The organism is Niastella koreensis GR20-10, assembly GCF_000246855.1.
Taxonomy (GTDB): Bacteria; Bacteroidota; Bacteroidia; order Chitinophagales; family Chitinophagaceae; genus Niastella; species Niastella koreensis.
Genome location: NC_016609.1, coordinates 570,298 through 592,520, shown reverse-complemented (window position 1 = coordinate 592,520; position 22,223 = coordinate 570,298). Strand labels below are relative to the sequence as shown.

The following is a 22,223-nucleotide window of genomic DNA, read 5'->3' as shown; positions in this document are numbered from 1 at the left end:
CAAATTAATTTAATAGTATTCAGACTAACAAAATACGCGTATTAGCATATGTCAAAAAATGACATTTTTAAATGCTTTTATTTATTCGTTTATTTAACTCACTTAAAATCGAATTGCGTCAGGTCAATGAAAAACAGATCTGATGCACCAAATACTCAGTTGTATTTGCTGCACAGGTCAATAGCAGGAGGTACGTAAAAAGGGAACGGTTGGATTTATTATTCTGAAATAATATTATGAGGCGCAACAGGAAGCTGTTTTTTACATACGCGGAACGCAATACGCAGAACGCGGAAGGCAAAATCCAAAACGCGGAATGTAAAAATATGGGGTGCATTCAGAAATAAGGGTTCAGGGTTCAGCGTTAAGCCTTAAGCCTTTAACACTTTCCGCAAAATCTCCACACAGCAGGTCAGTTCTTCCTGGGTGGAAGAAGCAAAACCCAGCCGGGTGGCATTCAACTTGGGTATTGTACCACCGGTAGCAAACCCGGCAGAAAAATAAAGCTCGTGTTGCAGGGCCTTCCGGGTAAGCACGTTTAAATTAATAGCCGGATCGAAATGGGTCCACACGGCCATACCACCCACGGGCACCTGAAATTGCACATAGTCACTCAGGTGCGTCTTTAGCAATTCACAAAACACATCGCGCCGCTGCCGGTAAGTACGCACCGATTTACGCAGGTAGCGTTGGATAATACCGTTCTGTAATAATTCGGCAATAGCATTTTCCAGCAGGATATCACCCTGCCGGTCAACAATGCGCCGCAATTTGGCCAGGTGACAGATCACATTTTCTGAAGCTACCACATACCCCACCCGGAATGCGGGGGAAATTGTTTTGGTGAAAGAACCGCAATAGATCACCATCCCGGCCTTATCGGCGCTGGCCAATGGCAGCAGCGGTTTGCTCAAATAATGAAAATCGTAATCATAATCATCTTCAAAAATAATAAAGCCATATTGTTCTGCCAGGCGAAGCAGTTCAATACGCCGGTCGGCGCGTAAGGCCGTAGTAGTGGGGTAAAAATGATGCGAGGTAACATATACCATGCGCACTTTTTGCCTGCGGCAAATAGCTGCCAGCTCATCCACCACAATCCCATTTTCATCAACCGGGATCTTTAACAGGTTGGCGCCCCGTTGTAAAAAATTCATATTGGCGCCATTGTAGTTCAACTCTCCTACTACTACATTATCGCCCGGATTCAAAAAAGCGGTGCAGCACAAATACAACCCCATCACCGTGCCCCGGGTAATCAGGATGTTTTCGGGCGTCACCTTTAAACCGCGGGTATCATTTAAATAATCCGACAGCACCTTCCGCAACCACAAAGCCCCCAGGGTATCGCCATACCCTAAACGCTCATAAGGATTGCCGGTAAGCAACTGCGTTCTGTATGCCCGCGCCAGTTCTTCCAGCGGCGCCAGGCGCGAATCGGGAAAACCATCATCCAGGTGGTATTTATGCTTCGACCAAATGGCCGGCCGGTCAAGATGCGGGGTGGCTTCAAATTCAAAGCCCGCTGTTTGCGCGGGGTTAAAGCTTTTGGCAGAACCGTTCAGTAAACTCCGTGGATGTATTTCCGGTAAATGTTTGGCTACATAGGTGCCACTTCCGGTCCGGCTTTCGAGCCAGCCCTGCGCCAGCAATTCATCATAGGCCTGGATCACCGTTTTCCGGTGCACCTGTAACCATTCGGCCATTTGCCGGGTGCTGGGCAGGCGGTGGCTGGCTTGCAGATTACCGTCTTTTATAAAAACCATGAGCTGGTTGGCAATCTGCAGGTACACAGGTTGCAAACTGTCTTTTTCGATCGAAATAAGGGTTGAAAGTGCCTGCATAGTAAAGTGGACTACTGACTTTAAATAAACCGGATGATTACACCCATCCAATAAAGGTACAATTTTGTAAAAAATTCAACCACGCATGGCTCCACAGTCACATTTGATTCCCAGCAGAGGTGCTAAACGGGCGCATTATGACAAAGAATTGATCTATTCCATTTTTGACGAAGCGCTCTTCTGCACAATCAGTTACGTATTTGAAAACAAACCATTTTCTATTCCCACCGCTTTTGTACGCCGCGAAAATAAATTGTACATCCATGGGTCTGTAGGCAGTCATTTTATCTGGGAACTGGAAAAAGGGATCCCCGTTTGTATTTCAGTAACGTTGTTGGATGCCCTTGTGGTGGCCAAATCGGCATTCTCTCACTCGGTGAATTACCGCTCGGTGGTGCTTTTTTCACAGGGCGAAAAAATCGAAGACCCCGCCACTAAATGGAACGTGCTGGAATGGCTTACCAATAAAATAGTACCCAATAGCTGGGACTACCTGCGGCCGATGAAGGAAAACGAGGTGCGTAAAACAACGGTTTTGTCGTTCGACATAGATGAAGCTTCTGCAAAAATCCGCAGCGGGATGCCAAATGATGAGGAGGAAGACAAACCCCTGCCTATCTGGTCGGGCATTATTCCTATTGAAACAAGCCGCCGCGATCCTGTTCCGGACGAACTAAGCCTTGATATACCTTTGCCGAAGCATTTAATGCCGGCTTAGCTTTTTATCCTTTTACCTTCTCTGCATTAACTTTTGCAGGCGGTTGTGTATTGGCTGAAGTTAAAGGTACTTTATGCCGCTGGCGGTATAAAATAAAACCATACGTAAACATGGAAAGGGCAATGATGGCTATCAGCACACTCCATTTTTTGTTGCTGTTATCCAGCGAGTGTTTGCTTTCATTATAGCTATCTACAGATAATAAGGATTCGCCGTTTACAGTAAGACTATAGGTATAGATGGTTGCCCACTGGTAATGCGTTTCAAAATAACCCGGGGCTTCGGTTTTCGTGATCTTTACGGCGTATTCATGTTTCAGCACAGACAGCTCCACCGGCGTGCCCCTGGCGGCAGCCTGTAATTGTTTAACGTTGACAGAATTGAACCCCACGCCATCGATATTAAAGTTGATGCCCGGGTATTCGACCAGATACAATTGAATAGATCCCGATGCATTTCCTTTGGAAGGCATTTTGATCTCAGGCGGCATACTGAGCTGCCCGCTTAAGGTTATGAGTTTGCTGCCATCTACTGAAAATTCAGGCGAGATCACCGACTTGATGGTAAAACCAAACAGGAATGAACCCACGATCATCAGGATCACCCCGGTGCCCCGGTTCTCAAAGCGGGCATCGCGGGTAATGGGTAATTCAAACTTTTGTTTTATTCGCCAGAGCTGGAGCTGATGGATGAGGTCATCGAAGTTATTGAGCAGAAGTTCGGGCAGCACCACATCCTCGCCCGTTGTTTTTATAATAATATAATTGATCTGTTTGCGCGTAGTGATCCCATAGGCCTTGATCTCAGACTTATCAACTATGCGGGAGGCAAAACGCCATTTAACAACAAGCTGCTCTTCGTAAATATCCACCGCCTTGAAGCCCTGCATGGTCACCATCAGAATAAAAAAGAAGAAAAGTGTAAGGCTGGTGGCGGCTACCAATACATCTACCTGCACATACCGGTACGCAAAAGCATGCTGAAAAATGTAGAACGAAATAACCGACATCATCGCAAACAGGATCAGGATTAAAAGCCACTGCCGGTTGTTGAATTTTCCTTTTGATATTGGCGCCATGGTTGTAATGTATGATATCCCCCTAATATTAGGTAAACAAGATAGAAAAAAAACGGTATTAGTGGATAAAATACATAAGAGTTGACGGGTTAACGTGTTAACACGTTAACCTGTCAACTCTTTAACTAAGCTTTACTTAACAAACTTCTGCGTCACTCTTTTCCCCTGTAACACATACTCCAGCACGTATACCCCCGGCAACAGCCTGGAAATATCGATCCGGTTCGATTGCGGCCGTACCTGAAGTACCTGCCGGCCGGTAATATCGTATATACGAACAGGAACACCGGCCAGGTTAGCTGTATTAAATAATTTCAACTCCTGTTGGCCTGCCTGATTGGTAATTGTACTTTCCATTCTTGCTGCGGCATTGACGGCAATCACCAGGGAGGAAACTTTATCGTTCCAGCCATCATCCACCAAACAGGCGTCGCTGGCGGTTTTAACCAGCGTGGCGCCTGCATAATTATCGTCCCAGTACAGGGTGACCTTATATCCACTCTGCACCTGCAGGGAAGAGATATCATCATTTACAATGCCAAACGATTGCAAGCTGCTGAGCGTATAACTGCCCGCGGCCAGTCCTACCGCCGTACCAGCATAATTACAATCCTTATAAAATGTGGCTACCGAAGTGCCGCTGCCTCCATTAAAAACATTGTTGACGGCAGCTGCATACGCCGCCGTTCCGCTGGTATTATCGAAGTCATCGTACAACCAGATAAAACCGCCTTTGATATTGCAACTGTTCTTCCAGATTATTAACTGGCTTTGCACCTGGCTGGTTGTTTTTTCCGCATCCCACAACCCGGCATACACAGGAACGCTGCCGAAATTCCAGTTACAGGGATTGTTACCTGCCCCGCCGGAATAACATTGCAGGTCAACCCGGTCAACCGTACCCGGGCGTTGGTTATTGGTATTGGTAGCAACACCTGTCCAAAAGGTGCTGGAGGTATAAGGCACCAATGACACCTTAAAGCCCAGGCCTCCTAACATCACCGCAAATGCAGTGGCCGAACTTACATCGTAGGTGGTTTCATCGTCAAAGCCAATGGCATCTACTGTAGGGAAGGCAGTTCTGATTGCCTGAAAATTCTTATACAGAATGCTGGTTGAACCTGTGCCTTGCGAAGCGATCAGGTTCTTGATATTGGCAAAGGTGCTGGAACCCCAGGCCGCTAAACAAAACTCCACGCGATTGACGCTGGTAGTCCCCGTTTTCAGCGAAGCAATATCGCTGGCAAAATTGGGATAGGTAGAAGCGCCAATGTATGATCCATTCTGCACCAGCGGAAACTCGGCATTGAAATTCAGGTTGCCGCTGGCATCGATGTGAATGGTCCATACCACCACACAGGTAAACCCGGAGTTTTTTAATTCACTGATGGAATAACTGCGGTTTTTATAAATCGGTCCACCGCCGTATATAACAGAGTTTGCGAATGTTGCTTGAATGATACATATAAGCAAACAGGTATAAATAAGCTTTTTCATAATTAGGCAAGTTTTTTAGTTCGTTAGTTATTAAGTTCCTGAGTTCTTTTACGAACTCAGGAACTTAAAAACAGATTAACTTTTCACAAATCTTCTTGTGAAATGTTTTTCTTTATCAGAGATTACCAACGTATATACACCGGATGGCAACTTTGAAACGTCGATACTGTTTGTAATAAATCTGGTTTGCAAAACCTCCCTGCCCATCACATCCAGGATCCTTAATGTGGAACCGGTAATGGATTGCGAGGTAGTAAACCGCAACTCGTTGGTAACAGGATTGGGATAAATGCTTAACCGGTTGTCGGTGGGGATCTCAGTGACTACTCTTGCTGCGGCACCGGCAGCAGTTACCTTAAGCGATGAGGCCAGGTCATTGAAATTGTTTGCCACCAGGCAGCTTTGGTCGGCAGTAAGTGTAACGGAGGTACCGGTGAAATTATCATCCTGGAACAGTTGGATCTGGTAACCGCTGTTCACTTTTACCGAGGAGATATCATCATTCAGCACACCCATATTCTGCAGCTGGCTCAGGGTATAATTACCAACACCTAATGCGGTTACATAGCCGCCATAATTACAATGCTTATACACACTCGCCACACCGGTGCCATAAGCAAAAGGAAAATCAATCCGTGCCTGGTTGAACTGCGTTTCAAAAGTAGACGTCCAGCCGAAAGCGGTTGTAGCCAATGGCTTCAGGCTTACACCGGCTGCACCGCTCCAGAAATGTACAAACTCACCCCAGTTCATATCGCGCGAATACTGGCTGCCGCTCTTGGGAAAATACTGAGCCAGTAAGGTGAAGAAGCGGTTCAACACCTGTGAACCTCCATAGTTATGATAAATAGGATAGAACCAATCGCGGAACCAGTGGGTACCTGCCACTGGCAAATCAGCGGTGGAAGTTTGCATCAGGTTATACCAGCGGGTTGCTTCACTGGTTTTACCTAAACCCAGGTATACATCATAGATAAAGATCTCCGCCCATTTACTATCGCCCCAAAGCGAAAAAGCAGGCGAACCTTTTATGCCTTTGCTGGCGCCTTCTACAATATGCGCTACTTCATGGGTAGAGATATCCAGGTCGTTACCGGTACCACCGCTTGTCCAGGGGCCAGGACCAACGTCGATTACATTGCGGTTGTCGTGACTGGCATCGAAATACGTAGAAGGATGACCGCCACTGTATTTACCGGTGTGATAAACGGCAAACAAATGCGGGTCGGTGCCAAAGCCGCCGTATAGATTTTTTACATAGCGCCACACATCGCCCATATAAGTATAAGGCCAGGTTACGGAACTGCTGACGTCATTGTCATAATAAACGGCCACATCGTTGTCGTAAAATTTCAGGTTAAGCAGCTGGTTATGTTCAAACCAGTGCTCCTGCCAGGTGGCCGGTGGCGTTTGCGCCATTATTGTTTGTGCAATACAGGTAAAAATAAAAGCGTAAAAGATCTGTTTCATAGTATATGAGGTTTGGTTAAAATGAATACCGCAGAATGCTGAACACCGAACGCTGAATGCTCAACGCTGAACGCAAAAGCACAATAAAAAATAAAGCAGCGTTAGCCGTTAAGCCTTAAGCGTTCTGCAAAATGCTTTTATATAACTTAAAACACAATAGACAGCTTTGCCACTTCCTGTGCAAGTAGCCAGTCAAATAATGAGGTACACCAGATTGGGCAAATGAAAACGATACGGTAGGTCTACGGATATTAACCCGCGGATATAATTTCTAATAGCGTGGTACTAAATTATCTTGTTTAGCAGGTATGAGCCAATACATCTACTGGTCAATTGGAGAAATTATTTATTCACATAACGGAGATCTTTTATATCAATAGACAATAGGCAATTGGCATTTGCCGATTGTCTCGTCTATTGCTTATTGTCTATTGTCTATTAAATGCTATTTAAGATTACAGAACAAGTTAAAAAGACTTATCCTCCTTTTGATACTCCTTGCGCACCCCATCTATCAGGTCCTGCTGACAAATAACACCATTATTGCGCGCATAGGTTTGCAGCGCAGCGTATTGAACGGCATTTAAGATACTGGCCCCGCTGACCTCGAACTGTTTGGCCAGTTCCTCCAACCTGATATCGGCATCACGTTGCAAACTAACAGGCATAGACCGTTGCCATAGTAACAACCGTTCTGCAGAATTGGGCATGGGGAAATGTATAAGTGAATGAAACCGACGCAGAAAGGCTTCATCGAGATTGCTTTTAAAGTTGGTAGCCAGAATGAGCAACCCGGGATAATCTTCTACCCGTTGCAGTAAATAGCTTACTTCCTGGTTGGCGTATTTGTCGTGGGCGCTTTGCATATTGGTGCGCTTGCCAAATAAGGCATCGGCTTCATCAAAGAACAGGATCCAGTTCTTTGTTTCGGCTTTTTTGAAAACGCTTTCCAGGTTCTTTTCCGTTTCACCAATGTATTTACTTACCACCTGCGATAGATCGACCCGGTATACATCTTTCTGAAATTGTTTACCGAGTAACGCAGCTGTAAGGGTTTTACCGGTGCCGGAAGGCCCATAAAACAGCACCCGGTAACCGGGTTTTATTTTCCGGCTCAGGTTCTCATCTTCACTAAATAAATGATGCAGCTGTAACCAGTTGCTGATCTCGTTTACATGCTTTCTTGTTTGCTGGTTCAGCACCACATCGTCCCAAACCATACTGGTAGTAATGCGCCTGGCAGGGAAATCGAGCCCGAACCGGGGAGCGGTTTCTTTATCCAGTAATAATTTATCAACCCAGTCCTGCGCCATTATAATACGGCCACTCATCACCGGCTCACCTTCCTTCACCGGTTCCAGCCATAAAATACCCTGGCGATAAAAGAAATGTTCTTCACCAAATAGTTGATGCACCTGCAGGCGTTGCCCCAGCCCGGTTCCTGCCAAAATAAATTGCACCGTTTCGCCGGTTGGCAATATACTGCGGTGATTGCTGCCCTTTACGCCCCCAAACTCTGCAAAATCCCCGCCGTTAGGCAGGTGATCCGCAATGATCGATTCAAAAAAGCTGGGTTGTACATGCGGCACCAGCGATAATAACAAGGTGATGTATTCATCAGTACTGATTGCAGCTGGCAAATGTTTAACTACATCGGCCCTGATCAACCGGTCATTGAAAATCTTGCCGAGCCATTGATCAAAATCGATCGGCTGCTGGTTGAAATGTGTTTGCATGCGGTATACCACGATCTGTCGCAGATCATTCAACGCCGCCTCCAATATAAACCCGGGTTCATTATTATTCAATGCGTATAACACAGGTATTACTTTATAATTGTACGGTAATGGTTATTAGTTTACAATCCGTAACATTGGTACGGGCATTTCGGTTATGTGCACCGGATGATTTGTTATCATGCGAATCCACTGCAGCCACCCAGTCGTCGGTAAAAGCAACCACCATCTTACTGTTTTTATCCTGCACTTCATCCTGGAACCATTTCACACAGTCATTGCCACCATCTTTGGAATCCTTGCTCAGTTTACTCAGCTGGTCATAAAACGCTTCCATATGCCTTTTCGATAACCGCAGAATATCCTGGTAATGGTCGTTCTCATCAGCCGCCACCTGCGCCTGCAGGGCAGCACCGCCTTTTGGTGTACTTACTAACTGAACATTCACTGTTCCCTGTTTTGAACAGGCTGATGAACTATCTAACAACGAACCTGGGTATTTGCCCGTCCATTTATCATCGGTGGGATCTGTCAATACAAGCAGGTCGGCAGAGATGGTCAGATTAACATCCTTTAAATTGATCGTACACTTCTTTGTTTGGGAATTATAGTCAAGGGTAGCCTTTTCAAACGCTTCCCAAATGGGTTTTCTGATTTCGTCTTTACCTTCTACCGGCTTCCCGTTTATTTTTAAATAGGTTTTACCCAGCGTGGAGTGTCCTTTCGCCAATGCCAAAGGTATCGGGTCACGTCCTGTTGATGTTGCGTCTGTATAGTTTATTGTTCGGTCCAGTTCGCTCTCTCCGCCCTTTTGTTGCACCACATGGGTGAGTTCATGCGCCAGTAATTTTTTCCCTTCCTGCGACTCAGCATTGTATTGTCCTTCGTTAAAAACAATATTATTACCAATGGTGTAGGCTTTTGCATGTACGCTCCTGGCAGATTCCGCCGCCTCTTTGTCGGTATGTATGCGCACCTGGCTAAAATCGTATCCGATGCGCGATGAAAAGAACTGATTTACCAATGGCGACAGGGCGTGCCCCTTGCCATTTAATGAACCCACATAGTTGCTTACGTTAGTTGTTGAATCAGTTGAACCACCAGCTTCCTTGCCCGCCGAAGCTTCAGCGGAGGCGGGTGACCGCTGCAATTTCTTATCCTCTTCTTTCTTGTCTTCCTTGCCCGCCGAAGCTTCACCAGAGGCGGGTGTGCGTTGTAATTTTTCTTCCTGTTCACACGAAGCACATTTCCGTTGAATAGCCTGGTTGGTTACGCCCGGTGGAAAAAAAGTATCGTGTGCAGCCTCGCCAAAAAAAGCAGGCTCTGCCTTACTGTCTTTCTTAAAGAACGCACCTTCATTTTTTGCAGGCTTGCTTCTGCGGCGATAACGAAATGATGGTTTCATACAACAAAATTTATCTTCCTGAATTTACATTAAAATCTTCTTCTCCAGTATCGTTGACGGATAAGGTTATATACATCTCCCAATAATCTTACTTCTCCTTTGTACCAGCCAACCTCTCCACGCCAGCTGAGATAACCCGCATCTCCTGCCATTGGATGGTAATCCGGATCATCTACCACGCTTTGGTGAAAACTATGGCTGTGTTCATCCAATATGCTAAAGAAACTTTGGGTAGTATGATGCAGCTCAACAAAATCAGTATGCGATAAGAACGCCGTTAGCCCTGCCGCCCCTCTTTGCCGGTTTGTTCTTCCCTGGCTGTCCCGGTCTGAAATAAAGTCGGGGTTCAGGTTCATTTGCTGACCTATTGTGTTATCAAAATTTGATACATCCATCAACTCACCCGCTTTAACCTTTTCCCAATCGGCTTCAGCATCGCCAGATGGCAGGGTCAGTGCTTTTGCCGGGCCCGGCTTCTTTGCCTTTGGACTTGCTGCATATTCGTAATCCCAGGTACCCTGACCGCTTACAGCTTCCAGAGATGTAAATACCGGGTGGTTCCCTTTTACTGTTTGTGCCACCAGTTGCGCCTGCTCATGCGTTATTTTACCGCTGCTCAGGTATTTGGCTTCTTCCGTATCAATATCTGCCAAACCGGCGTCTATCTTCGCCTGTTTTTCAGGATCATGCGCCGGAGCGTCTGGTTGCTGCGTGCCCATCAATCTGTCAATAAGATTAAAGGCCGTATCAACTGCTTTGTTCACTAACCACGTCAATGCCTGGTCAACCATTTCCTGGGCCCGGCCAATCATTTCTCCAACCCGGTGACCAATTCCACTTAAGCCCACCTGGTTCGCCAGGAATCCAATAATAATCGGAACCGCTCTGGCCAGCGTCCGTTCCAGGTAGTTAGCGGCCGTTGTAATGTTCCCACTGGCAATGTCTACCACCCCTTCTACAAAGCTGTTCACAATCTCCAGCATTTCACGTAGGTATTTGATGAACGACTGTATGGCATTGTACAGGGCGATGGTACTGTTCACCACGGCCATAATACCGGTTGGGTCTAACATACTCAGCAGGCGGGTAACCATCCGGTTTACGATCTGCTCCATGATCCAGCTCTTCACCGCATTCAAAATGGTATCCCACAGGTTGGTCAGCTGTTCTTTTATCTTATCCCAGATGGCAGCCATCCCCCGCTCCTGTACATCTTTGATGAATGTCCAGATACCTTCGAGTGTATTGATCATACTGCGAATGCGGGCCACCCGCTGCGGGCCAATCCGTGGATGCGCCGCGAGTTTTTGCCAGATCTTTTCCATACTGATGCCCAGCACCTGCAGCACCCAGCTAATAATGCCTCGTAACGAAGTATCGGCAAATGCCGGAACGCCGGCATCGCGCAACTCACTGGTAAGCCAGCCTACCAGGCCGGTTAACAGGTGTTGCAGAATATTATCAAAGAACTGAATGAACCCTTGTTTTATCGCTCGCAACAAATTCTTCAGGAACCCGACCGGATCACGTTTTATCATTTCAAAAGCCTGCATGGCTTTGGCAATGATGTTATTGATCAGATCGAACGGGAACTTCATGATGATGAGGATCGCCTCGATCACTATTTGCACGATCGTGATCACAAATGCGATCAACCGCCCAATGGGTTCGCCAAACCGTGCAATGATGCGCTGGAAAGCCGCTATCGGGTTGGCGATATCATGTATGCTGAACGAATTCCACAGGTCAACAAACAATTGTACAATGTATGCCGGCGTCATGTTCAACCGGGCCACCGCTGCATTCACCTTCACCACAGTTCTGTCAATAGCGCCGCTTTCCTTCAATTGTTCAAACTGTTCGCGCCCGCCTTCCATCAGGCTCATAAAGCCCCTGATGAGGTTCTCTACATTGCGCGGCACTACGGCATTCGTGAACGGATCCTTTCCTATGATCACCGTTACCAGCTCATAGCCGCGTTGCTCCCGCGCCCAGGCGCTGAGGCGTTGCATCAGCACTTCCTTGATGAACTTCAGGATCTCGGCCCCTACCCGCAACACAAAATCAAGCACCCTGCCTACCGGACCTGCAAACTGGTTATAGATCTGGGTAAAGGTGCCTATCGGATCCATCAGGCTATTGATGGTAACAATATTCCAGATGTTATGGAACGCCGTTACCATTTCATCGTAAGTACGGCTGAACAAACTGATGCCTTCGTCTATAAAATCAACCGCCTTCTGGAAGGTACCGGTTTGCTGCATCTGTGTGCGCTGTTGAATGCCCTCTTCACCACCCAATTCCAGCAATGCATTCAAAATGGTAGTGCCATTGGTGGGCACTACTTCATCCGTAACAGGATCGCGTCCCAGGATTACCCGCAATAAAGGATAAGCCGTGGTTTGCGTTTTTATAAAGTCAACGATCTTCGTGAGCAGGTATTCCTTGATCATCGCCAACAGCTCGCTGGCCGCTTCTACCGCAAAATCAATGACCCTGTTTATAAAACCGAGTACGATGTTGGCCGCATTGCGCAACACGTCCATCGGCGATCCCAGGTCTGTTATACCCAGGCGGTTCCAGAATCTTTCTATATCGTTGAACAACCCGGTCACCAGGTTCTCCACACGCGCTAACTGTTCGTCTATCCAGGCAGCTGCCGCATCCAATTGGTGTTGCTCTTCCAGCTTCTGGTGTAATAACAAGCCACCCGGCATCAGATCGAACGCCGCTTCCAGGAAGTTCCTGCCATTGCGTTCAACGCCATCGCTGGTAATGGGATCACGACCCAGCACTACCCGCAACGCACGATAACCGGGTATATGCAGCGCCACCTGCTGTGCTTTTCGTAACGCACAGGCTTTGGCCACATCCAGGTCAAGACTAATACAATCAGTAACCGAATCTATATAGGCCAGTGCATCGTCGACCACGGAACGCTGCACCTGTTCTTCGGAATCATATTGTTTTTGTATCACCGGGGTTTGTGATAACGACTCTTTATCCTCTTCCTCTTTTCGTTCTTCTTCTTTTGGCTGAGCCAATTCACCGCCGCTATTTACACTCCAGCTGCTAAGTTCATTTTTGGGTTGAAGGGTTTGTTCGGCATCCGGGGTTGCAGCTTCCTCCTGCTCGGCGCCGGAACTTCTTTGTACAATAGGTTTACGGGCAATTGCTGTAGCAGCATTGCCTGGGGCATGGGACTTGCTGGCCCCCTGCTGAATGGTATGGGTTAGTTCATGGGCAAGCAATAAACCACCACTGGCCGTATTGGGGGAATACCTGCCACTGTTAAAATAAATATCATTGCCATGAGCGAAAGCCTGGGCATTAATTTGGGTGCTTAAATACTCGGCATGGCTGCCGGTATGAATACGCACACCGCTGAAGTCGGCATTAAAGCGACGCTCCATAAATTGACGGGTATCGCCGGGCAATGCATGGCCGCCTCCTTTTGAAGTTGACAACGATTGCTCAAACGGTATGGAGCTGGTGGGCGGGCCCCGGCCACTTTGTTGTAAAACGTCTGATGGATATAGTGAAAGATGTTTTGGGTAAATATCAAAAGACCCCGTATCATCTCCCAGGTAGCTGCGTTGAACAGGCGTTCCCAGCTTGGTTTGAACCATTGCCCCTTTGCACTGGATTATGCGGCTAATAACCGGGTGCTGTACCCCGGTAACCTGCCCCACTGTGCCTTCTTCTTTCTTTTGAAGCGTATCATCTTCCCTGGCCGATGGCATACTTACCGGTTCGGGCATACGCATCACCTGGTCGGCTACGGCGTCTGCTTCTTTTTCCTGCGGGTCATCGGGACTGCTGACCGTTAATTTTGTCTGAACCGCCGGAGAGAAGAATGAAGGTTGTTCAGTGGATCCAAAGAACGTGTCCTCCCCCGCCTTCCTGAAGAAGGTAGTGCCGGCCGTTTGTTGCTGCCGGTTTACACGGGTTGTATTTGATTTGTCAGCGGAGGTGAACACTACTTTAAAGGTAACTTATTTAAAAAAGCAAGGGGCGTGGAAAACGGCTGCACGCTCAACCCTGTCAACTCTATCAACCTTCTTCTTCCTCGTCAACTTACCCTCCATACCCCCACTCCGTCCTCAACATCCACGGCATCCAGGGCAATTTAATCATACTCATACTCCAGGGTAAATGCTGCAACAACACATCCCAGGCTTTTGGCTCAACCTGTAACTTCCATTCATTGTTTAAGTACTGGAGTTTGCCGGACCGCTGCAGGAAGGTGTGCTGCAAGCCATCCGGCGAAGTGTCCTTCAATATACTCCAGTATTCTATAGCCGAAAGTAAAAGATCGTTGATCTCGGTCTTTTCTTCGGGGGTTAATTGCAAATTGGTATCCACAGGGGTATCTGAATCAAGACCGCACAATAGCTTCGCCAGCCCCAGTTCAAATTCCGCCACCCGTTCGCGCCCGGAGGCAATGTATTGCACCAGGTAAACAGCGCGGCGTTTATCAGTAAGCTCTGCGCCAGCTATCAAACCCAGCTTATTGAACAATACGGGTAAGAAGGGCGCTACAATAACCAGTCCGGCATTTTGAATATAGATGCCCTCCTGTTTTATCTTACTTATGTTTGATGGTTCCGGATGATCGAAATCAGTCTCACGTTCATCTGCCTTTGCCCGCCATTGTTCTTCGGGAATTGTTTTTTTCAACACCGTATTACGCAGCTTTCCTTTGTTGATCTGCAGATGCTGTAAATTTCCCCGGGCCGACAGCTGATGCACAAAATGCGCATACACATGTTCTGCAAACTGGTGCGGCACCACTTCATATATAAAGGTCATTACACTTTGCCGGAAAAGAATAAGCACCGTTTTTCTTTCCTCCGCATCTTTTACCAGGTGTTTGATGTCGTTGATGAGGTTAGTGACGTCTTTTTCAATCCCCGCATTGATCTGCACCATCAGTTTTATAAATACTTCATCGGGCACCTGGTACAATACGCGTTGTTGTACATCGGGTTGTTTTAACAACTGCCGCAACTGCACTCTGGCTTTTTCGTCAAAACCGGTAATCAACAGGTTTTCCAGTTCTTCCTGCCACACATGATGCGTACTAACCTGGCTCCACCAGGGCAAATGACCATGTTGCAGAAAATAAATGAATGCTTCTACAAATTGCTGTGGTAAAGTTAGCGGCTTCACCAGGGAATCATCCTGTGACTTCTTTATTTCCTGTTCTATCTGTTCATGCACCTGCTGCACAATTTGGGTAGTTGCATTCGCCATCCAGTTACCAGAAGCATCTATTTGCACATCCACTTCCAGTTTATCTATTTTATACACTTTTCCTTTTGTCCGCAACTTTCCCAATTGCTCCTGAATATGGGGTAGCACGTCGCGATGACACCACTCGGTTACGGCACGCTGCAGATCAAAGCCATCTGTACGCCCATTGTATTCCAGGTCAATCACCTGTTTCAGGATGATATGTTTTCCAATAAACCCCATTATACGATCGTGTCTAATATTTTAATAATTGCCCTGATCAGCTCCAGGTACACTGGTTTTATAGTCGCCTCCCCATTGCTGATGATGCGGGCTTCTTCTGTTTTTAAATCGGTGAAGATCTGTTTTATGATATCCATATCGGGTGCAGCAAATGGTTTTTGCTTGTTCAGGTCTGCCCATGCTTTTGTATTTTCTTCAATCAGCCTGAACACTTCATCCATGGGCACTTTGGCTTTGTCTGCATCTTCTTTCTGAATACAGGCAATGTACATAGACAACAGCATCAATATGCGGTAAAGTGCCAGCGCCAAAGTTCGCAGGTTTTCTGTATTGGCCAGAATCAGCTCATTCAATTGCTTTAGCCATTGCAGCAATAATACATTAATACCCGCTCCTCCTATTGGTGTAGCAAAGAAATCGATCTGTTTGTCAATCGGCATAGCAAGCACCTGGTCGGCATCCAGTTGCTTAAAATAGGCTGCTACCTGAGGATAGAACTGGAATAAGCGGGTAAAAAGTGCAAAATTGTTGGGATCAGTATCTTTTAAGCTTCCAAAAAGCACTGTGATATTATGAAACGAGGTGCACGATTTCTCCGGCGCGCGGTTCACGGTTACGGCCACAGTATCAGTGGCCGTAGCACCCCGGTCATCCTGCACTTTCAGTTCAAATTCATAGCTTCCAGCTGCGAGCCCGCTTACCTGGGTAATGGCCGCATCGGGTGTTCCAAACAATGGGGTGTTAGGTCCGGTTTTCAAATTCCAGGAAAATACCTTTATCGCACCATCAGGATCAACAGACGAGCTCCCATTCAACGTAACGGTATTTACCGGCAACGTAATCACCTGATCGATACCTGCATTAGCTACTGGCGGCTTATTTTCAGGCAATGCCACGGTGATCTTCACACTGGCCGAAGCGGAGGCCCCTTCATTATCGGTAACCGTCAATTTAAATTCATATTCTCCGGGTACCAATGCGGTCACTGGTGTTTGTACCGAATTAGGCGCCACGATCACCGGGGTATTGGGACCACTGGCCCGTTCCCATTTGTACGATTGGATCGTTCCATCGGGATCGGTAGAGGCCGAACCATCCAGGACCAACGGATTGGCGGTAGAAATTGTATAGGTCCTGTCGGTGCCGGCATTGGCTACCGGTGGCTGATTCACATGCGGCGCGGGGTTAACGGTTACCAGCATGCTGTCGCGGGCCGTACTGCCTTTATTATCGGTAACAGTCAATTCAAATTCATACACGCCCTGTACCAAACCTGTTACGCCCGATTGCGAACTGTTGGGCGTAACAATCTGCGGCGTATTAGGACCGCTTAACCGCACCCATTGGAATTGCGTAATCGATCCATCCGGATCTGTAGAAGCGCTGCCATTCAATACTACTGTATTTGCCGGTAATGTAATTACCTGGTCGGTACCGGCATCGGCGATAGGTCCCTGGTTGGCTGGTGGTGTATCTTTTATTTCCGGCACCACATATTGTATGGGCGGACAATCAGAACAACAGCGATAAGGCAGATAAAAATCTGCAATCACTGTACCGGCGACAATGCCACCAATGGCGTTTTGGGGTTCTTCTTTATCATCGATACCCATTCGCACCGTAATGGGATTATCTGATGTGATGGTCACTTCTTTAGGCTCATAATGGGAAGCCCGGAATACCAAAACGGTTGGCAACGTTTTTATCCTTATTGAAAAATTACCTTCCGCATCTGCCTTCGTCTGTTGACCCGTTTCTTTAATAGTTATTGAAACACTATGCAGCAGTTCGCCTTCTTCATCGGTAACTTTACCCTTCAGGATAAAGATCCCGAATGCTCTTCCTTTTGTAATTGTATTAGGCCTGTTATGATAAACAATAATGAACGTGCCGCCCATTGGCACACCTGCCTTGTGTTGAATACCGGGATGTTGTTTGGTGAAGTACCCAAACTGGCGTAACAAGGTGAGCTTAACCACCCGTTGCAGGTATTCTGCTTTTATTGCCTTGAACGCGGCGCACTTGCAACTATAAATTAACGCATCCAGGTGATCGAACAGATCTTCGATGCGGAAGAATGACAATACTCTGTCGGCGGTATTTTGTCTCAACAGGTTCTTAATAATAGTAAGACCGGCTTCATTGTCTTTTTCGGTATCTGAGGTTAAAACATCGTAAGCAAATTTTATTGCATTTGCTTTGTCACTCAGGTACTGGTGAATGCGGCAATACTCCTCCACCTCAAAAGCGCTCAGATCATCAGTAATTGTATTAGCCAGGCGAATAATGTAAACGGGCACTTCAAAATAATCAACCAGATAGCCAACAAAGGATCCTAATGTACCGTGGAGTGATGTTCCCTCCAGATTAAATAACGCTGCAATTATTTGCATCGTTACATTACCGCTATCCCCTACTTTGGCATATAGTTGTTCAATATAGTAGCCGAATGTACCGGACCGGACCTTATACCCCGGGCTGCAGGTGTTCAACAGGTCCACTTTTGTTTCAGTTTCCGCCGAATTGGTTACCTGTATACCAAAACCCAGGTCGTAATAATATTTCAACTCCTTGCACAGGTTGCACAACAACTCATTCTTCATGGCTGCATACAGGGCATCCAGGTCCTGGAAATAACAAACCATATCCTCCAGGTTAATATCATCGATAACGCCTGAGAAGGCAGATGCATTGGAAGTATTGATGCCCTGCAGCAAATTGGTGTTCTCGGTATTCAGCGCAATCACATCTACCGGCAACCGGTTCTGACTGATCATCGCTTTCAGGTTCTGCAACACTTTTACGTAAGACTTCCCGATGATACCTTCTATACGCAGAAAGTTATAAGGCTCCAGGTCATAGAGCAATGGGTTCAATACAAAATCATCTGTTCCATTGTAATCTTTGGCATTGTACGATAAATTCCGCTGTGGTATCCCCTGCAGCGTCTTTTGCAGGCTCCAGCTTTTGTAGAGTGGATATGGCCCTGCAACTGCGTGATAATAATAAGGGATTGCCTTTTTTGAAATGTCCACATCTCCCAGTATACTGGGCGTAATTCGAATGTAGTCATCCAGCTTGGAGGAGTTGGTACTGGTACTTACAGCAGGAAGAAAGAATTGCTGAACGATCAACACCAGCTTTTTAAATAAAATCTGCAACTGCGCCAGCTCGTCCCGCTGCTCGAACAAAGGCGAATACAAAAAGTATTGCCGGTATTGCGAAGCTGTTCCTGCGGCCAGGGGTATAGCTTCTCCCAATAATAAATGACGGGGAAACAAATCACAATCCGGACAACAGATGCTTAACACATGTTTCCCCGTCCTGCGGAATTCGTCATAAGTCTGGAGCACATCACTAAAAAAATCGTAGATATATTGTATATGTTGTAGCTGGTGGGTGGAAATACTTCCATTGTTTATATACTCAAACTCATTGGCCAGTCCCGCAAAAGGATTGGTAGTTTGGTATTCTGCCTGTGCATACGTTTTGAAAATGTTCCAGGCTGCTGTTAAGGTAGCTTCAATGGAAACAATAAAGGGTTTGGTAAGCACCGCTTTATAAGCATCAAAAATATTGGTACTGGTAACAGGACTGGTATTGGGCACATCGAAACGGCGCATTCTTACTTCGGCCAGACTGATAACCAGGTCTATCGTTTGCGAACCGGTTGCGCCAATAAGCGTGCCGGCATCTACCTTTTTAACCAGCAAAGGCCGGAAGGTTACATTCACATGTATTCCTTTATCGTCGCAGGAATTGGGGTCGCAGTTCTTATTATTCACTTCCAGCAACTCTACAAAATACAGTACCACTTTATCGCTCAGGAAAGATTCTGTGATATTGATGTCACCCGTTTCATCATCCACTTCCTTTAATTCCCACAGGTCGAACTTTTTTGTTTTTGGGTCTGCAGCCGTATTTACAAATTTGCTGTAATACTTTTCTTTGACCGGATCATACAAACTGGCTTTGGGAAAATTACGGAGTGGTACGTTTATAAGATAACCGGCAGAAGTAACGCCGGTACCTTCGGTAATGGTAACGACGGTTTTGGCGGAATTGAGCTGAACTTCCATTCCACAAACAATCCCAATCCCGATCAAATTGGTGCGCGTTAACCGGCCCTGTTTATCGAGGTAGCAAAATAGTTCGTTCAGATCGTCTGACGTGAGCAACTGGTCGGGCACAAACTTTGGATAAACATAGTTGACCGGTAGCATATAAACGTTTTTTGTTTTTTAAATAATGGTTTGGTTCAGGAATACCCTGTTCTCATCATTGCCATCTTCACAATCGTGTAAGCTCGCCGCCGGGTACACATTCTTTAGTTTGGTAAACACCGCCAGTAAATCAGTTAACAGGTTGCTCAGCGTTACGGTATCGGGCACCACTTTACTTAATTCTTTCAGCCACGCGCAGTACTTTGTTTCAAATTCATCCAGCTTCGCTTTTTCTACCCAGCAAATTTTTATGGCAAGATGAGCCGGTATTTCTTTCCGGATGGTTTGTTCGGCAAACCTGCGAAATGCAATGCCGCTGTTGGCCAGTCCGGTTTCGCCATTTAGTACCACCGTAAGTCGGAATGAATAAGGATCTTCTTCCCCGCACAACTCGCAATTCGGCCCTATACAAATAGACAGTAAGGGATCACCTTTTGGAATGAGCGTAGATGGCTTAATGCGCGGACGCAACAACAAATGCTCCACCACAAATATCTTTTCGGCATCGGGCATTCCCAGCACCCGGCGAATGCGCGTGGTTAATCCGGCAATATTGGTAGGGTCGCATACTTTCGTTGGGTCTTTATAATTAAAGGAACGTGCCTTGTTATAACTCATAAAGGGGTAATCCTTCAAAAAAGCGATCTTGTCTTTTATCAGTTCATCCTGGGCCACAGCCTTGCTCTGCGAGTACGAGTACAACATCAGGGCATATTCACTAAACGTTTCTGAAAAGCGGGCCAGCAAATGGTCCAGAAAACGATTGCGCCGGTCAAGGAAAACCGTGTTGGTTTCTTCCAGGTCCTGCAGAACGTTGGCGGTCAGTGAGGTGTTTACAATATCATTCAATCCGTTTATTTCTGCATTGGTAAACAGGTGCGAGAAATAACTATGGGTAACAGTATCGTCTACAGCAAACAGGTCTTTTACATGCGCCAGTTGCTCCAGGTAGTTCACCAGCATTTGTTCAAAGAACAACAGATAAGCTTTTAACTGTTTGGCCTGCGCCCTTCTTTTGGCAGAAGCTGCCGAAGGCAGTCCATCGAACCCAACCCCATATGTAAGCGGTAATGAGTATTGCAGCGGATAATAAGAGGTGAGATCATAATAATTCCCCTGTGGCACCGGCAGGTCTTTATCGGTTACCGCCAGTTTAGGTTGGGCATTGGTGCCAATGATCACCTGCATGGTATCGGCCAGCTCCAGTCTGTCGGGCAGGAATGGCAACCCGTTTTTAAACACCAGGAATTTGGAAGCTTCTACATATAAACGTGGCTGGTGGTTGTAGGTAACATCCAGGCTCCAGGGCTGGCTTTCCACCAGCAATCCGTCTTCGTTGTACCGGGTCAGGGCAAAATTCTTTACAGCTTTCACCCCCGGAATATCCATCAGGATGTTGATGATATCTGATGTATACAGCGTCCTTCTCAGGTTGGTACTTTCCAGTTGTTCATCTTCAATAAAGCCATTGTCCAGCTGCGGCCCCTCAAATATTTCATCAACGGCTTTTCCTTTGGCCAGCAGCTGGGTTAAGGAATAGAATTTTATATCGGCACTGAAATACTGATCTATCTGGTAATACGCTTCGGCCAGCACGGCTTCAATATCCACATCGGGCGCCACTTCCATATCGGTACACACCCCAATGTCTTCGGTTTCTATGGCCTTGATGGTGCAATAATCTTCACTCAGGTTGCGGTGCTGATGCAACACCTGGGTAGTAGTAGCGATGATCTCATTCGCCCGGCGGATCTTATCAATATACTTGCTAAGAATGCCGCTTGCCGATGCATCACTGATAGCAGTTTTGAGATCATCCAGCGCCATGGCCTTTCGATCGCTGTCGCTGTTAAACCAAACCGTCAGCGGTATATCTGAGAATTTTATCTCTGCTGGTAGAATAGGCGAAGCAATGTCTGCCGCAGGCGAATAATGCACCGTAAAGGTGGCATACACCGGTTTGCGCAGGCGCGATGCAAGTTTATCTGTGGTAATATCTGCATCCAGGGCGGCTGTGCCCGAAATAAAATGCACATCGATGCTGGTAACTGTACTACCTGGATGTACCAATTGCAGGAATTTCTGCCAGCTCACCATATCGTTTTGAAAATACCGGCTGATGATTGCTTTTGAATCAATCATTTCCCAGGAGGGCAGCCGCATTTCAATATTGGCGGTGGCGAAATTGCTGCCTGCGGTAAACCCAAAGTTGTACTTTATTTTACCGCTGTTTAAGTTGCCCACCCCTTCTTCATCTTCAAACTCGATCAACACATCGTACAACCCTTTAATGGTAATCTTGTGTTCGGTTACCTCATATTGTAATGCACTCTTTTTGCAATTGGCATAAATATACAGATCGTCACAGGCACATTGTTTACAGGCCAGCCAGCCATTTTTAACGCCGTCTATATCTATCAACAGTTTTCTGAAATCATTGACCGTCCAGGGATTGGTGGTCAGAATTTCGCGGGCAGTATAGAACGCCTGGCGTTTGGGATCGAAGGGCGTATTCACCGGCACAGCCAGCAGGTCTTTTATATCCAGCGAAGTGCGATACCCCAGATCAGTTAGTGCGTAACACAATAACTCCAATTGGGTAATACCCGGATCGTGAATATTATAGTCCGTCCACCAGCGGCTGGCCAGCTGTTGAATGGCGTTCAATCCTTCCTGCCGCAACAGTTCGTAATTTGAACTATCACTTAATTCGGGATGTTTTTGTATGGTAATGCTTGTTTGCATAATGTTTAATCGTGAAACGTTCTTCCTGG

Annotated in this window: 11 protein-coding genes; 1 reads left to right on the top strand and 10 read right to left on the bottom strand. The window is 46.6% G+C overall.

Annotation, left to right across the window (positions count from 1 at the left end):
• Positions 1-371: 371 nt before the first annotated feature.
• Positions 372-1,844, bottom strand: a complete 1,473-nt coding sequence (locus tag NIAKO_RS02370; RefSeq protein WP_014216795.1) for an aminotransferase-like domain-containing protein — start codon at positions 1,842-1,844, stop codon at positions 372-374.
• An 85-nt stretch (positions 1,845-1,929) separates the two neighbouring features.
• On the opposite strand from NIAKO_RS02370, the gene NIAKO_RS02365 reads away from it, so the two are divergent.
• Positions 1,930-2,562, top strand: coding sequence for a pyridoxamine 5'-phosphate oxidase family protein (locus tag NIAKO_RS02365; RefSeq protein ID WP_014216794.1), 633 nt, complete (start codon positions 1,930-1,932; stop codon positions 2,560-2,562).
• Between the two features lie 4 nt (positions 2,563-2,566).
• Here the strand turns inward: NIAKO_RS02365 and NIAKO_RS02360 are convergent, their stop codons facing one another.
• The 9 genes from NIAKO_RS02360 to NIAKO_RS02320 form a co-directional block, all read right to left on the bottom strand.
• Complete coding sequence (locus tag NIAKO_RS02360) at positions 2,567-3,640, bottom strand: hypothetical protein (RefSeq protein ID WP_014216793.1); 1,074 nt, start codon at positions 3,638-3,640, stop codon at positions 2,567-2,569.
• Between the two features lie 132 nt (positions 3,641-3,772).
• Positions 3,773-5,137, bottom strand: a complete 1,365-nt coding sequence (locus tag NIAKO_RS02355) for a T9SS type A sorting domain-containing protein (protein ID WP_014216792.1) — start codon at positions 5,135-5,137, stop codon at positions 3,773-3,775.
• A 75-nt stretch (positions 5,138-5,212) separates the two neighbouring features.
• Positions 5,213-6,607 (bottom strand): T9SS type A sorting domain-containing protein, encoded by a 1,395-nt coding sequence (locus tag NIAKO_RS02350; protein ID WP_041346228.1) that lies wholly within the window; start codon positions 6,605-6,607, stop codon positions 5,213-5,215.
• Between the two features lie 467 nt (positions 6,608-7,074).
• Positions 7,075-8,427, bottom strand: coding sequence for an ATP-binding protein (locus tag NIAKO_RS02345; protein WP_014216790.1), 1,353 nt, complete (start codon positions 8,425-8,427; stop codon positions 7,075-7,077).
• A 10-nt stretch (positions 8,428-8,437) separates the two neighbouring features.
• Positions 8,438-9,748 carry an eCIS core domain-containing protein gene (locus NIAKO_RS36310; RefSeq protein ID WP_014216789.1) on the bottom strand — a complete coding sequence of 437 codons (1,311 nt, stop codon included), beginning with the start codon at positions 9,746-9,748 and terminating at the stop codon, positions 8,438-8,440.
• A gap of 29 nt (positions 9,749-9,777) precedes the next feature.
• Positions 9,778-13,728 (bottom strand): eCIS core domain-containing protein, encoded by a 3,951-nt coding sequence (locus tag NIAKO_RS36305; RefSeq protein WP_014216788.1) that lies wholly within the window; start codon positions 13,726-13,728, stop codon positions 9,778-9,780.
• Positions 13,729-13,825: 97 nt separating this feature from the next.
• The gene (locus tag NIAKO_RS02330) at positions 13,826-15,226 is read right to left on the bottom strand and encodes a contractile injection system tape measure protein (RefSeq protein ID WP_014216787.1); all 1,401 of its coding nucleotides are present in this window, start codon (positions 15,224-15,226) and stop codon (positions 13,826-13,828) included.
• On the bottom strand, positions 15,226-19,449 hold the full coding sequence (locus NIAKO_RS02325) for a PKD domain-containing protein (RefSeq protein ID WP_014216786.1): 4,224 nt from the start codon (positions 19,447-19,449) through the stop codon (positions 15,226-15,228). The genes NIAKO_RS02330 and NIAKO_RS02325 overlap by 1 nt, the downstream gene beginning before the upstream one ends.
• A gap of 18 nt (positions 19,450-19,467) precedes the next feature.
• Positions 19,468-22,194 (bottom strand): hypothetical protein, encoded by a 2,727-nt coding sequence (locus NIAKO_RS02320; protein ID WP_014216785.1) that lies wholly within the window; start codon positions 22,192-22,194, stop codon positions 19,468-19,470.
• Between the last annotated feature and the right edge of the window lie 29 nt (positions 22,195-22,223).

Excerpts from the sequence above, each read along its gene's own strand:
- NIAKO_RS02320 (WP_014216785.1), bottom strand. The coding sequence starts at position 22,194 with ATGCAAACAAGCATTACCATACAAAAACATCCCGAATTAAGTGATAGT.
- NIAKO_RS02365 (WP_014216794.1), top strand. The coding sequence starts at position 1,930 with ATGGCTCCACAGTCACATTTGATTCCCAGCAGAGGTGCTAAACGGGCG.
- NIAKO_RS02325 (WP_014216786.1), bottom strand. The coding sequence starts at position 19,449 with ATGCTACCGGTCAACTATGTTTATCCAAAGTTTGTGCCCGACCAGTTG.
- NIAKO_RS02330 (WP_014216787.1), bottom strand. The coding sequence starts at position 15,226 with ATGGGGTTTATTGGAAAACATATCATCCTGAAACAGGTGATTGACCTG.
- NIAKO_RS02350 (WP_041346228.1), bottom strand. The coding sequence starts at position 6,607 with ATGAAACAGATCTTTTACGCTTTTATTTTTACCTGTATTGCACAAACA.
- NIAKO_RS02355 (WP_014216792.1), bottom strand. The coding sequence starts at position 5,137 with ATGAAAAAGCTTATTTATACCTGTTTGCTTATATGTATCATTCAAGCA.
- NIAKO_RS02370 (WP_014216795.1), bottom strand. The coding sequence starts at position 1,844 with ATGCAGGCACTTTCAACCCTTATTTCGATCGAAAAAGACAGTTTGCAA.
- NIAKO_RS02360 (WP_014216793.1), bottom strand. The coding sequence starts at position 3,640 with ATGGCGCCAATATCAAAAGGAAAATTCAACAACCGGCAGTGGCTTTTA.
- NIAKO_RS36310 (WP_014216789.1), bottom strand. The coding sequence starts at position 9,748 with ATGAAACCATCATTTCGTTATCGCCGCAGAAGCAAGCCTGCAAAAAAT.